This is a genomic window from Plantactinospora sp. WMMB334 (genome assembly GCF_049179095.1).
Taxonomy (GTDB): domain Bacteria; phylum Actinomycetota; class Actinomycetes; order Mycobacteriales; family Micromonosporaceae; genus Plantactinospora.
The window spans coordinates 2,591,380-2,604,227 of record NZ_JBMHME010000002.1 but is presented as its reverse complement, the minus strand read 5'-3'; the positions used below and the strand labels follow the sequence as shown (position 1 = coordinate 2,604,227).

Annotated in this window: 13 protein-coding genes; 10 read left to right on the top strand and 3 right to left on the bottom strand. The window is 70.7% G+C overall.

Annotation, left to right across the window (positions count from 1 at the left end; genetic code table 11):
- Positions 1-17: 17 nt before the first annotated feature.
- Positions 18-1,088, bottom strand: a complete 1,071-nt coding sequence (locus ACN27G_RS11045; RefSeq protein WP_421492700.1) for a metallophosphoesterase — start codon at positions 1,086-1,088, stop codon at positions 18-20.
- A 200-nt stretch (positions 1,089-1,288) separates the two neighbouring features.
- Between ACN27G_RS11045 and ACN27G_RS11040 the strand changes: the two genes are divergently transcribed.
- From ACN27G_RS11040 to ACN27G_RS11005, 8 genes are all read left to right on the top strand, one after another.
- Positions 1,289-1,690 (top strand): DUF1992 domain-containing protein, encoded by a 402-nt coding sequence (locus ACN27G_RS11040; RefSeq protein ID WP_421492699.1) that lies wholly within the window; start codon positions 1,289-1,291, stop codon positions 1,688-1,690.
- A 459-nt stretch (positions 1,691-2,149) separates the two neighbouring features.
- The gene (locus ACN27G_RS11035; RefSeq protein WP_421492698.1) at positions 2,150-3,442 is read left to right on the top strand and encodes an ABC transporter substrate-binding protein; all 1,293 of its coding nucleotides are present in this window, start codon (positions 2,150-2,152) and stop codon (positions 3,440-3,442) included.
- A gap of 141 nt (positions 3,443-3,583) precedes the next feature.
- Positions 3,584-4,549, top strand: coding sequence for a carbohydrate ABC transporter permease (locus ACN27G_RS11030; protein WP_421492697.1), 966 nt, complete (start codon positions 3,584-3,586; stop codon positions 4,547-4,549).
- Positions 4,546-5,445: a carbohydrate ABC transporter permease gene (locus ACN27G_RS11025; RefSeq protein ID WP_421492696.1), complete on the top strand. Its 900-nt coding sequence runs from the start codon at positions 4,546-4,548 to the stop codon at positions 5,443-5,445. The genes ACN27G_RS11030 and ACN27G_RS11025 overlap by 4 nt, the downstream gene beginning before the upstream one ends.
- Positions 5,446-5,657: 212 nt before the next feature.
- Entirely contained in the window at positions 5,658-6,467 is an 810-nt protein-coding gene (locus ACN27G_RS11020) for an RNA methyltransferase (protein ID WP_421497294.1), read from the top strand.
- Positions 6,468-6,547: 80 nt separating this feature from the next.
- Positions 6,548-7,858, top strand: coding sequence for a sensor histidine kinase (locus ACN27G_RS11015; RefSeq protein WP_421492695.1), 1,311 nt, complete (start codon positions 6,548-6,550; stop codon positions 7,856-7,858).
- Entirely contained in the window at positions 7,810-8,454 is a 645-nt protein-coding gene (locus tag ACN27G_RS11010; protein WP_421492694.1) for a LuxR C-terminal-related transcriptional regulator, read from the top strand. The genes ACN27G_RS11015 and ACN27G_RS11010 overlap by 49 nt, the downstream gene beginning before the upstream one ends.
- A 163-nt stretch (positions 8,455-8,617) precedes the next feature.
- Positions 8,618-8,845 carry a ferredoxin gene (locus ACN27G_RS11005; RefSeq protein WP_421492693.1) on the top strand — a complete coding sequence of 76 codons (228 nt, stop codon included), beginning with the start codon at positions 8,618-8,620 and terminating at the stop codon, positions 8,843-8,845.
- A gap of 72 nt (positions 8,846-8,917) precedes the next feature.
- Here ACN27G_RS11005 and ACN27G_RS11000 read toward each other — a convergent pair whose 3' ends face one another.
- Positions 8,918-9,769, bottom strand: coding sequence for an alpha/beta fold hydrolase (locus ACN27G_RS11000; RefSeq protein ID WP_421492692.1), 852 nt, complete (start codon positions 9,767-9,769; stop codon positions 8,918-8,920).
- 216 nt (positions 9,770-9,985) lie between these two features.
- Between ACN27G_RS11000 and ACN27G_RS10995 the strand changes: the two genes are divergently transcribed.
- Positions 9,986-10,762 carry an alpha/beta fold hydrolase gene (locus ACN27G_RS10995; protein WP_421492691.1) on the top strand — a complete coding sequence of 259 codons (777 nt, stop codon included), beginning with the start codon at positions 9,986-9,988 and terminating at the stop codon, positions 10,760-10,762.
- A gap of 555 nt (positions 10,763-11,317) precedes the next feature.
- Here ACN27G_RS10995 and ACN27G_RS10990 read toward each other — a convergent pair.
- On the bottom strand, positions 11,318-11,614 hold the full coding sequence (locus tag ACN27G_RS10990; protein ID WP_421492690.1) for an ArsR/SmtB family transcription factor: 297 nt from the start codon (positions 11,612-11,614) through the stop codon (positions 11,318-11,320).
- 113 nt (positions 11,615-11,727) lie between these two features.
- On the opposite strand from ACN27G_RS10990, the gene ACN27G_RS10985 reads away from it, so the two are divergent.
- Positions 11,728-12,603 (top strand): NAD(P)H-binding protein, encoded by an 876-nt coding sequence (locus ACN27G_RS10985; RefSeq protein ID WP_421492689.1) that lies wholly within the window; start codon positions 11,728-11,730, stop codon positions 12,601-12,603.
- Positions 12,604-12,848 lie beyond the last annotated feature (245 nt).

Below are 12,848 nucleotides of genomic sequence, written 5' to 3'. Positions count from 1 at the left end.
CCGGTCACCGTGCCGGGTCAGCCCCCGCACCGTCGGCTGGTCCAGCCGGACCAGGAGGTGGAACGGCCAGATCTGCCCGCCGTGGGTGTGCCCGGAGAGTTGCAGGTCGACACGGTGCGCCACGGCACCGGCGACCTGCTTCGGCTGATGGGCGAGGAGCACGACCGGCAGCTCGGGGTCGGCGCCGGCGAGGGCCGCGGCATGGTCGGGCCGGTGCCCGGGGCGCCCCGAGGAACCGGCCGTGGCGTCGTCGACACCGGCCAGCACGAGCCGGGAGCCGTTCCGTTCGAGCACGAGGTGCCGTTGTGCAGCGGTTCCCAGCCGAGGTCCCGCATGTGGTCGAGCCAGCCCTGCGCCTCGCCGAAGTACTCGTGGTTTCCCGTCACGTAGGCCCGGGCGAGTCGGGCGCGCACCCCGCCGAGCGGAGCGGTCTGGCCGCGGCGCTGCGTGACGCTGCCGTCGGCGATGTCGCCGGTGTGGCAGACGATGTCGGCGTCGAGGTCGTTGACGGCCGCGACGACCCGGGCCGACCAGCCGGCCCGGTCGATCGGCCCGTAGTGGGTGTCGGTGAGCAGGACTATCCGCACCCCGTCCAGGCCCGCCCCGAGCCGGCCGATCGGCACGTCGAGCCGCCTCACCCTCGGCAGCCGCATCGCCTCGACGTACCCCCAGGCGAGCAGCACCACCGAGACCGCCGCGACCGCCGTGGCGGCGATCCGGGACCGCGCCGGGTCCGCGACGCCCCCGACGGCGAGCCCGGCCCGGAGCACGTTGCCGAGCGCCGCCCAGGCGAAGAGCACCCAGACCACACCGAGCAGGGTGTCGCCGGTCCGGGCCGCCCAGTCCCGCTGGCGGCCGTGCCCGACATACATCAGCACCGGTAGCGCGGCGAGAGCCAGGATGAACAGGGCGGTGCCGGCGGCGAAGACGGGGGTGGGCCAGTGCGTCCCGGCGCCGACCAGCGTCCACCAGGGCACGCCGAAGAGCAGGGCCAGAACGCCGGTCAGGGTGAGCCCGAAGAGCAAGGATCGTAGGAACCGCCGGGCGGGCGCGACCGGTACGGCCGGTGCCGCTTCGCTGGCTGACACAGAGGCTCCTCCGCCCGGTCGGCTCTCCCGTCGCCGCGCCGGATACGCCGCCGGCGTTCGTGCAGCATGACACGCGTCGCGGTGGATCGACCACGTCGCTCAGCCCGGTCACAGGCAGGGCCGCTCACCAGCGGCGCCGGCCTAGAATCGACACCGGAACCCATCCGCTGGCCAGACGGGCAGGACGAGGAGGACGACCGATGCCGAGCAGGCACGAATCGCGGGTCGAACGCCAGATCCGCGAGGCTCAGGAGCGGGGCGAGTTCGACAATCTTCCGGGCGCCGGCCGGCCGCTGCCGGGGCACGGCGGCACGTACGACGAGAACTGGTGGATCCGCGACTGGGTGCGCCGGGAGAACCTGACCGACATCGGGCCGACCTCGCTCAAGATCCGCAAGGAGGCCGAGGAGTTGCCCGAGCGGCTGGCCCGGGAGTCGTCGGAGCCGGCGGTCCGGGCCCTCGTCACCGCACTCAACGAACGGATCGTGCTGGCCCGACGCGGGCTGGTCGACGGCCCGCCGGTGGTGCTGGCCACCTTCGACGTCGAGCGGGTCGTCGCCGCCTGGCGCGAGCGGCGTGCCCGCCACCCGGGCACCGCCTGACGATTCAGCGACTATTCGGCGCCACTTCCGCCGGGGTGTCGAAGCCTGCCCACGGCAACCATTACCTACCCGGCGGGCCGGCTTCTCGTCCTTCCCCCGACAGGCAAAGACATAGTGTCGGTCGTCGCTGGCTTCGGGTATCCGCGCGTACCTCTTCCGGCCGGTCGCGGCCGGGACCGGCCGGCCGGGACCTAAACCGGTTCATGAGGTCGGTCGCGTCCCGCGTCCGGCGGGAGTTCGGGGCGGACGCCCGGGTCGTGAGGTCCACGTGGGACGGCATGCCTGAACCGGTTTTCCGACTTAACAGTTCAGTTCCCGCAAGCCGTTGTCACGTCGTTGACACGGCTGTAACCCGCGTGTACCTTCCCTCCAAGTCGCGACGCCTATCCCACCCTCCCCGAGGCGCGCCTCGACGCATCGTGCAATTCCAATGTGGACACCGAAAGGTGGGACGCGCATATGAGAAGGTACGCGATCGCCGGCAGCGCACTCGCAGTCGCGCTCGCGCTGGCCCTGGCGGGCTGCGGCGGAGGCGACGACGAGGGTGGCACCGACGGTGCCGTCACCGGCGAGATCACCGTGCTGACCCAGCGCACCGACATCGTCGACACCGTCTTCCAGGACTACAAGAAGACGTTCGAGGCGAAATATCCCGGCACCACGGTGAAGTTCGAGGCGATCACGGACTACGAGGGCGAGGTCCGGATCCGGATGAACACCGACGAGTACGGCGACGTGCTCCTCATCCCCAACTCGGTCACCGCCGACCTCCTGCCGACCTTCTTCGAACCGCTCGGCACCGTGACGGAGCTGGAGAAGAAGTACCGCTTCGTCCGCACCGAGCAGCGCTTCGAGGACAGGGTCTACGGCCTCGCCATCACCGGCAACGCGCAGGGCTTCGTCTACAACAAGAAGGTGTGGCAGCAGGCGGGCGTCACCGCACCGCCGAAGACGCCGGAGGAGTTCCTCGGCGCCCTCGCCGCGATCAAGGAGAAGACCGGGGCGATCCCGCTCTACACCAACTACAAGGACAAGTGGCCGCTCGGCCAGTGGGAGGGCAACCGGGGCGGGATCAGCGGTGACCCGGACGCGGCGATCAAGCTGGGCCGGGACGACGCCCCGTGGGCGGCCGGCAAGGAGCACCACATCATGGACTCGCTGCTCTTCGACGCCGTACAGCGCGGGCTGACCGAGCCGGACCCGACGACGACCAACTGGGAGCAGTCCAAGGGGATGCTCGGAAGCGGCAAGATCGCCACCATGATGCTCGGCTCCTGGTCCATCGTGCAGATGCAGGACGCCGCCGCCGACAGGGCGGACATCGGCTACCTGCCCTTCCCGACCCAGAGCGGCGGCACCTTCCACAGCGTCGTCAGCGGCGACTACAAGAACGCCGTCAACATCCACTCGAAGAACAAGGCGACCGCACGGGCCTGGGTCGACTGGTTCGCCGACGAGTCGAACTACGCGGTCGACCAGGGCGGCATCTCACCGGTGATCGACCAGGGGATGCCGAGCACCCTGGCCGACCTGACCGCCGCGGGCACCGAGTTCATCGAGTTCAACCCGGCGCCGAAGGGCGAGGAGGGGCTGGCCGAGAAGATCGGCAACGCCGCCGAGATCGCCCTCTACGACGGCACCTACCGGCAACGGATCGTGGACGCGGCACGCGGCGCGACGGACGAGACCAGGGACCAGATCTTCGCCGACCTCAACAGGAAGTGGGCGGAGACCGGGTCCAAGCTCCGGTGACGGGCTGACCTCGGTCACCGGGCCAGCAACGGTCACCAGCTCACCGGGGCGGGTGGGTGGCGGTCGCCGCCCGGCCGCCCCGGTGGCCGCCGGCACGACGACGCGCGCCCCGGCCCGACCCGGAAGGTGTGGGTTTCCCAGATGGCAGCTCCGACGAACACCGCGGCCCGGCTCCCCCGGCTGACCGGGACGGCCCTGCGGCAGCGCCTCGGACCCGCCGGCCGGCGCCGGCCGGCGACCCGACGGCGGAGGAGCCCGACCCCGTACCTCTTCCTGCTCGTCCCCGTCGCGCTGCTGGCGGTCTTCACCTACGTCCCGGTAGCCAACATGTTCGGCTACAGCGTCACCTCGTGGAACGGCCTGAGCCCGAGCAAGGAGTTCATCGGCGCCGGCAACTACGTCGAGATCGCGACCCGCCCGGAGCTCTTCGGGGTGCTCCGGGTCAGCCTCTACTACATCGGCGCGTCGGTCGTGCAGATCGCGCTGGCTCTCTACTTCGCCACCGTGCTCAGCTTCAACGTGAGGTTCCGCAACCTCTTCAAGGGGATCATCTTCTTCCCGTACCTGATCAACGGCGTCGCCATCGCCATGGTCTTCCTCTACTTCTTCCAGCCCGGCGGCACCCTCGACTCCGCCCTGCGGCTCGTCGGGCTCGGCGGCGTCGCCCAGCAGTGGCTCGGCGACCCGGAGGTGATCAACTATTCCCTGGCCGGTACGTCGATCTGGCGCTACATGGGGCTCAACTTCGTGCTCTTCCTCGGCGCCATCCAATCGATCCCGGCCCAGCTCTACGAGGCGGCCGAGATCGACGGCGCCAACCGGTGGCACCAGTTCCGCTTCCTCATCCTGCCCGGCATCCGGCCGATCGTCGGGCTCTCGTTCATCCTGGCGATCTCCGGATCGCTGTCGGTCTTCGAGATCCCCTACATCATGACCGGCGGCGCCAACGGCAGCGAGACCTTCGTGATCCAGACCGTCGACATGGCGTTCAAGTACTACAAGGTCGGGCTCGCCTCGGCGATGGCCGTCGTCCTGCTCCTGATCATCCTGTTGCTTACCTGGATCCAGCGCCGGGTCGTACCCGACGAGAAGGTGAACCTGTCGTGAGCCCGACCGCCCTCCGCTCCCCCGGCGCGCCGCCCCGGCGACGGGCCCGGGGCGCCACCCCGCTCGGCACCCTCGGCGCCCGGACCGCCGTGACCCTCAAGTACGCCTCCCTGGTGGTCGCCTCCCTGGTGGTGCTGCTACCGCTGCTGGTCCTGCTGATGGCCTCGTTCAAGACCAACGACGAGTTCATCAACGGTGCCCCCTTCGACCCGCCCGGAGACTGGGCCAACCTCGACAACTACGTCACCGCGTTCACCCGGGGCGGCATGCTGCGCGCCTTCGTGAACACCTCGATCATCCTGGCCGTCTCGCTCGCCGGCACCGTGCTGATCGGCTCGATGGCGGCGTACGCGCTGGACCGCTTCGAGTTCCGGTTCCGCAGGACGATCATCATGGCGTTCCTGCTGGCCACCCTGGTGCCGGGGGTGACCACCCAGGTCGCCACGTTCCAGGTGGTGGACAATCTCGGGCTCTTCAACACCCGGTGGTCGGCGATCCTGCTCTTCCTCGGCACCGACATCATCTCGATCTACATCTTCCAGCAGTTCCTCCGGGGGATACCCCGGGAACTGGACGAGTCTGCCGCCCTGGAGGGCGCCAACCACCTGACCATCTATTTCCGGATCATCCTGCCCCTGTTGAAGCCGGCCATCGCGACCGTCGTGATCATCAAGGGGATCACCATCTACAACGAGTTCTACATCCCCTTCCTCTACATGCCGGACCGGGACCTCGGGGTCATCTCCACGTCCCTGTTCCGCTTCAAGGGGCCGTTCGGGGCACAGTGGGAGGTGATCTCGGCCGGGGTCATCCTGGTCATCATCCCGACGTTGATCATCTTCCTGTTGCTCCAGCGCTTCATCTACAACGGCTTCACCAGCGGCGCCACGAAGTGAGCCCACGCCGGTAGCCACGGCGGAAGCCGGTATCGCCGACGGAAGCGACGGTCGGCGGTATCGCCGACGGAAGCGACGGTCGGCGGTATCGTCGGCCGGTGCATCCAGACGGCATCGGGCGGAGCCGGAGCGGTCCCGCCCGGACCTCCGCCGGAACCTCCACCCGGACCGACTCCCCCGACCGGCGTGGTCGGACACCACCCGCGAGGACGCTGCGGGTCACCAGCCGCAACGCCAGCTTCCAGCAGTGGTCGGCCCTGCTGACCAACCGGTCGAAGCGGCAGCGGGCCGGCGAGTTCCTCGTGCAGGGCGTCCGGCCCATCACCGTGGCGGTGCAGCGGGGCTGGCCGGTGCGCGCCCTGCTGCACCCGGACGGCGTACCGCTCTCCGGGTGGGCCCGGGACCTGCTCGACGGCAGCGGCGGCACCCGGTACGCGGTCGCCCCGGAGCTGCTGCACGAACTCGGCGGCAAGGACGACGACCTGCCCGAACTCCTGGCCGTGCTGGAGCTGCCGGCGGACCGGCTGGACCGGATCCCGACCGGGCCGGACGCGCTGGTGGTGGTCTTCGACCGGCCGACGGCACCGGGCAACATCGGCACGCTGGTCCGCTCCGCCGACGCCTTCGGCGCCGCCGGGCTCGTCGTGGTCGGGCACGCCGCCGACCCTTACGACCCGAGGGCGGTCCGGGCCAGCACCGGTTCGCTCTTCGCGCTCCCGGTGGTCCGGGTCGGTTCGCACCGTGACGTGCTCGACTGGGTGACGACACTGCGGGACGGCGGGCTGCCGGTGCAGGTCGTCGGCACCGACGAGGCCGGCGAGGTCGAGATCGCCGAGCACGATCTCACCGGCCCGACGGTGCTGCTGGTCGGCAACGAGACCGCCGGACTCAGCACCGCCTGGCGGCAGTCCTGCGACCGGATGCTCCGCATCCCGATCGCCGGTGCGGCGAGCTCGCTCAACGCGGCGACCGCCGGCACGGTCGCCCTCTACGAGGCGGCCCGCCAGCGGCGTACGCCCTGAACCGCCGGGGTGGCACGCCCCGGGACGCCGGTGGTCGTAGCACCACCGATCGGGGCCGGGCGGCCGGCAAGAATGGGCGGATGGACCACCCGCACCAGCCGCTCACGAGCCCGCCGGCACAGTGGCTCCGGCACAGCCTGGTCCAGACCGGCCAGGGGCTGCTGCTGGCGGTCCTCTCGGTGAGCGCCAACATCGTCCTGCTGGTGCTCTCGGTGCTGGCCCTGGTCCTCAGCGTGCTGGGTGCGGGCCTGTTCGTCTTTCCGGCGGTGACCGCCACCGTACGCGATCTCGCCACCCTCAACCGGCAGGTCGCCGGGCGGTGGAGCGGCCGGGAGATTCCGGTCCCCTACCGGCCGCCGCCGGCCGAGATGACGGTCTGGCGACGCTACCGCTGGATGATCACCGACCCGGCCACCTGGCGGGACCTGCTCTGGCTACTGCTGTCGATACCGGTCGGCCTGGTCCTCGGGGTGCTCCCGGTCGGCCTGCTGATCTACGGGCTGGAGGGGCTGCTCGGGCTGCCGGTGCTGCTCTGGGCGCTCGGCACTCCGAACAACTACGGCACGCTCTGGCCGGTCGACAGCCTCGGCAGGGCTCTGCTGGTGCCGCCGCAGGGTCTTCTGATCATCCTGCTCGGCGCCGTCGCCGGCGAGTCGATCCGCCGGATACACGCCGGCTTCGTCCGGGCGCTGCTGGCACCGACGGCGTCGGCGGCGCTGCAGCAGCGGGTCCGGCATCTCGCCGAGACGCGGTCCCAGGCCGTGGACGCGCAGGCCGCCGAGCTGCGCCGGATCGAACGGGACCTGCACGACGGGGCGCAGGCCCGGCTGGTGTCGCTGAGCATGAGCATCGGGCTCGCCGAGGAGCTGATGAAGCGGGATCCCGACGCGGCGCGGCGGTTGATGGCCGAGGCCCGGGAGGCGAGCGTGCAGGCCCTCGCCGAGCTGCGGGACCTGGTCCGGGGGATCCATCCCCCGGTGCTCGCCGAGCGCGGTCTCGGCGGGGCGATCCGGGCGCTGGCACTGAAGCTGCCGCTGCCGGTCGAGGTGGAGGCCGAGCTGCCGGGCCGGCCTCCGGCCCCGGTCGAGTCGGCGGCGTACTTCGCGGCGGCGGAACTGCTGACCAACGTCGCCCGGCACAGTTCGGCCCGGCATGCCTGGGTACGGCTCCGGTACGCCGACGGCCGGCTGGTGCTGCTGGTCGGCGACGACGGTGCCGGCGGGGCGGATCCGGCGGGCGGCACCGGACTGCGGGGGATCGAACGACGGGTCGCCGCCTTTGATGGCACGATGTTCGTGGCCAGCCCGGCCGGCGGGCCGACCAGTGTGACCATGGAGCTGCCGTGCGAGTTGTCATCGCCGAGGACCTCGCCCTCCTCCGGGACGGGCTGACCCGGCTGCTCCAGGCGTTCGACTTCGACGTCGTCGCGGCGGTCGACAACGGGCCGGCCCTGCTGCCGGCGCTGCTCGACCAGCGTCCCGACGTGGCCGTGGTCGACGTACGGCTGCCACCGACCTTCACCGACGAGGGGCTCCAGGCCGCCATCGAGGCCCGGAGCCGGATCCCCGGCCTGCCGGTCCTGGTCCTCTCCCAGCACGTCGAGCGGCTCTACGCCGGCGAGTTGCTGGCCGACCGCCGTGGCGCGATCGGATACCTGCTCAAGGACCGGGTCTCCCACGTCGGCCAGTTCCTCGACGCGGTGCGGCGGGTGGCTGACGGTGGCACGGTGATGGACCCCGAGGTCATCGCCGAACTGCTGGCCAACCGTACCGGTGCCGAGCCGCTGGACGCGCTTACCGCCCGGGAGCGGGAGGTGCTCGGCCTGATGGCGGAGGGCCGGTCCAACGCGGCGATCGCGGGCCGGCTCTTCGTCACCGAGAAGGCGGTCAGCAAGCACATCAACAGCATCTTCAGCAAGCTCGGCATGCCACCCTCGGAGGACGACAACCGCCGGGTGCTGGCGGTACTGGCATATCTGGACGCCTGACCGCGATCAGCAATCTGGGAAATGGAGCTCGTCGACACCGTTCACTACCATTCGTCATCAGTGACCCACCCGGCGTCGACCGCACCCGCCCGACGGAGGGACCCGAGATGACGGAGAACCGGCCGCTGACCGTGCCCGGACCGCTGGCCCTGCCGGTGGCGTGGTGAGTGCCGCCTGGCGGGTCAGCGTCGATCCGCACCGCTGCATCGGCTCGGGGATCTGCGCCGGCATGGCGCCGGAGCACTTCCAACTCGTCGACGACCTCTCCACCCCGCTGGCCGACCAGGTCGCCCCGGCCGACCTGGTCGTGGAGGCCGCCGAGTCCTGCCCGGTGGAGGCGATCCTGGTCCGGGACGCGACCGACCAGAGACTCATCGCGCCCGGGTCCTGAGGCGTGCCAAGTTCTGCCGTGCCGCCGTTCTGCCGTGCCGCCGTGCCTCTGCCGTGCCGCCGTGCCGCCGGGTCAGACGAGCGCGTCTACCGGGGTCCGGATGAAGTCGAGCAGCGCCTGGTTGACCTCGTCGGCGTGGGTCCACGGGATGCCGTGCGGCGCGCCCTTGAGGGTGATGAGCTGGCTGTTGGCCATCGCCGCGTGCATCCGCTGCCCGCACACCGCGTACGGCAGCACCCGGTCCTGGTCACCCTGGATGATCAGCGCCGGTACGTCGATCCGGGGCAGATCCTGGCGGAAGTCGGTGAGCCAGGCGGGAATGGAGGCGAGGGTGCCGATCGGCGAGGCGCTCACCGCGACGTCCCAGCTCATCCGGACGACCTCTTCACTGACCCGGCTGCCGAGGTTCTCGTCCAGGTTGTAGAAGTCGTGCAGGAACGACGTCTGGTACTTGGCCCGGTCCGTGATCACGCTCTGCATGAAACCGTCGAATAGGCTCTGGTCGATGCCCTCCGGGTTGTCGTCGGTCTTGAGCAGGAACGGCGGGATCGGCGAGATGAAGACCGCCCGGTTCACCCGGGCCGAGCCGTAGTTGGAGATGTATCTGGTCACCTCGCCGGTGCCCATCGAGTGGCCGACCAGGATCGTGTCGGTGAGGTCCAGCTCGTTCATCAGGATGCTGAGATCGGCGGCGAAGGTGTCGTAGTCGTAGCCCACGGCCGGCTGGCTCGACGAACCGTACCCGCGCCGGTCGTAGGTGATGGTCCGGTAACCGGCGTTGAGCAGCGGGTTGATCTGCTTCTCCCAGGCCGATCCGCTGAGCGGAAAGCCGTGGATGAGCACCACCGGCTGCCCGGCGCCATGGTCCTCGTAGTGCAGGTCGATGGGCGCGGAGTTCTCCACGCCGACAGTCAGATAGGGCACCCGTCTCTTCCCTTCCCCCGTGTTCGCCCCCGCCGACGGCGGGTCGCGTCGACCCGGCACGCGAGCGGGCGAGGGCATGCGAACCCTCGCCGGCGATTGGCGTGCATTGTCGGATCTGCCGTCCCGGGTCAGCGTAGCGAGCCGGTCCGGACCGGACCGGTGGGATCGCGATAATCGCTGGTGTGCCGGATGCGGATCGGCCTACGGTGTGCCGCGATGACGCTTTTCCACGACGTCGACGGTGCCGGCCCGGCCGTCCTGCTGCTGCACTCCTCCGTCTGCGACCGCCGGATGTGGGATCCGCAGTGGCTCACCCTGCGCGACGCCGGATACCAGGTGATCCGCTGCGACTTCCGGGGCTTCGGCGAGACGCCGATGCCGGATCGACCGTACTCCGAGGCCCGGGACGTGCGCGACCTGCTGGACGACCTCGGTGTCCAGCAGGTCGCGGTGGTCGCCGCCTCACACGGCGGCAGGGTCGCGCTGGAGGTCGCGGCCCGGTGGCCGGCCCGGGTGAGCGCGATGGCGCTGCTCTGTCCGGGCATGCCCGGCCATCGCCCCGGCCCGGAGCTGCGGGCCTTCGCCCGGCGTGAGGACGAGCTGATCGAGGCCGGCGACCTCGCCGCCGCCGTCGCGCTGAACGTGGCTACCTGGCTGGGGCCGGAGGCCGACGACGCGACCCGCGACCGGGTGCACGACATGCAGCGGCACGCCTTCGAGGTGCAGCTCGCCGCCGCCGAGGACGTGCCACAGCTCGATCTCGGCGAGCCCGACCTCGGACAGATCACCGCACCCTGCCTCGCCGTCTCCGGCCGCCACGACCTGCCGGATTTCCGACAGATCGCCGCGCGGCTGCCCGAGCTGCTGCCGACGGCCCGGCACGTCGAGCTGCCGTGGGCCGGTCACCTGCCCAGCCTGGAACGCCCCGCCGAGGTCACCGCGCTGCTCGTCGACTTTCTCCGCAGGCCGTCAGGTTTCGCGAGCGCCGGGTAGCCACCCCAGGAACCGGGTGGCCACGGCGAGCGGCGCGGCGTCCGGCTGGTCGGCGCGACCGCCGACCGGAACCGCAGCGCGACCGCCGACCGGATTCGCGGCGCGACCGCCGATGGGCTGGATCCGATCGTTGCGCGGTCGTTGGTGTGCCCCGGTCCGGACCTGCCGCCGGTTCGCGTCACGGGACCGGGCGCCGCCGGAAGCGGGGGCGGATCGGGTACGCGACCGTCACGGGACATCCGGCCCCGGGCGGCGGTGGCGGCACCGAATACGGGCACCGCCAGCGCAGCCCGCATCGATCCCCCCGCGCCCCCGCCCGTCCTTTTCGGCGTATGACCGCGACGCGTGGCGCCGCTTCGTCCGCGACATCGCCGTACGCTGATCGACCGCTCCGCGGGGTCCTGCCGATCCGGCTCGTCGCTGTCCTACCCTGCCGCGATCCCGCCCTGGCGCTACGTCCGGGAGGCGATCGGTCTGCTCGCCGTGACCGCCGACGACCTCTACAGACGGCCATGTCCGGTAGGCCGGCCCGCGTCGCGGTTGCCCGGGCCCGGCTCACAGGTTGGGTAGAATGCCGCCGAGAAGGCCCGGGAACCGCTCCTCGATCGCATCCCGGCGGAGTTTGGCGTGCTTGCTGCGGCCGTGCTGCTGGTTTTCGACCAGCCCGGCTTCCCGCAGGATCCGCATGTGGTGCGAGATCGTCGATTTGTGCAGGCCGGTCGCCCACACCTCCGGCCCGCACGGATGCCATTCACCGTCGGCGAGGAGCTTCAGCATCTTGAGCCGGTGCGGGTCGCTCATCGCCTGGAGGACGCGGACGAGCTCCTGCACTGGGGGTGCGGCTGCCTTCATCGCTGACCTCCCATCTCATAGTTGGATGATGGTCAAACCTTATGTACAGTGAATGGTATGACGTTCGTCCAACGATTCTACTCGTGCGTCTCCGGCCTTCCCGGAGTGACCCGATGAGCGGCGTGCTCGTCACCGCAGCCACCGGAAAGACCGGGACCGCGCTGGTGGAAGTACTGCGCTCGCGTGGCGTGCCGGTCCGCGCCGGCAGCCGGAACGCCGCTGCGGAGGACCCCGACGCGGTCCGGTTCGACTGGAACGACCCCGCGAGCCACGCGGCGGCGCTGCGCGGAATCGATCGGGTCTATCTGGTCCCACCGCCCTCGACGGTAAGCCCGCTGACCGTGGTCGAGCCCTTCCTGGCCGAGGCGCGGCGGGCCGGCGTGCGGCGGCTGATCCTGCTCGGCTCCGGGATCGATTTCCCCGGTGCGCCCGGCCGGCGCGAGCTCGCCGTCCGGGTCAGGCGGGAACCAGGGTGGGTCGTCATTCGCCCGTCCGGCTTCATGCAGAACTTTCTGCGCCCGCACCTCCTCGGCCAGGGCATCTGGTCGCGCGGCGAGATCCGTACGGCGGCCGGTGACGGCCGCGTGGGCTGGATCGACGTACATGACGTGGCCGAGGTGGCGGCGGCGCTGCTGAGCACTGTGGATCTTTCCCCTTTCGATGACTACCACCTCACCGGCCCGCAGGCGCTGAGCTATCGCGAAGCGGCCTCGATCATCACTGACGTTTCAGGCCGGCCGGTCCGCGTTTATCACGTCGACGTCGCCGAGGTGGCGGCCGGCTACCGAGCGGCGGGCCTGCCTGCGCCGTTCGCCACGAGCCTGGCCGCCATCGAGAGCGGCACAAGAGCCGGCGCCGATGCCCGGCTCACTACCTCGGTGCTCGACCTCACCGGCCGGCCTCCCCGCACCTTCGACGATTTCGCACGGCGGAACCGAGCCGCATGGCTCGACCGCGACGACGAGGGCAGGCACCGCCGGACCGGCTAGCCTCCGTCCGTGTGCAGCGACTGCGTCGCGGCAGCGATGCGGATGGAGAATGGTCGTCCGGAACGGGCTGCGGCGCAGCTCGGCCGGTAGTCTCCACGTCTTGAGAATCACGACAGTTCGAGACGCCTGCGGCTGGTGAGGGCAAGAGAAAGTTGGAGCTGGCCTGCGCAACCGATCATCCGGTCTGATCAGTCGTTGGCGCTGGTCCTGTTGGCACCGACAACGCGCGACAGAGCATGGCCCCC

Bases quoted from the DNA above. Each gene is read 5' to 3' on its own strand.
- ACN27G_RS10995 (WP_421492691.1), top strand. From the start codon at position 9,986: ATGACGCTTTTCCACGACGTCGACGGTGCCGGCCCGGCCGTCCTGCTG.
- ACN27G_RS10990 (WP_421492690.1), bottom strand. From the start codon at position 11,614: ATGAAGGCAGCCGCACCCCCAGTGCAGGAGCTCGTCCGCGTCCTCCAG.
- ACN27G_RS11035 (WP_421492698.1), top strand. From the start codon at position 2,150: ATGAGAAGGTACGCGATCGCCGGCAGCGCACTCGCAGTCGCGCTCGCG.
- ACN27G_RS11040 (WP_421492699.1), top strand. From the start codon at position 1,289: ATGCCGAGCAGGCACGAATCGCGGGTCGAACGCCAGATCCGCGAGGCT.
- ACN27G_RS10985 (WP_421492689.1), top strand. From the start codon at position 11,728: ATGAGCGGCGTGCTCGTCACCGCAGCCACCGGAAAGACCGGGACCGCG.
- ACN27G_RS11030 (WP_421492697.1), top strand. From the start codon at position 3,584: ATGGCAGCTCCGACGAACACCGCGGCCCGGCTCCCCCGGCTGACCGGG.
- ACN27G_RS11015 (WP_421492695.1), top strand. From the start codon at position 6,548: ATGGACCACCCGCACCAGCCGCTCACGAGCCCGCCGGCACAGTGGCTC.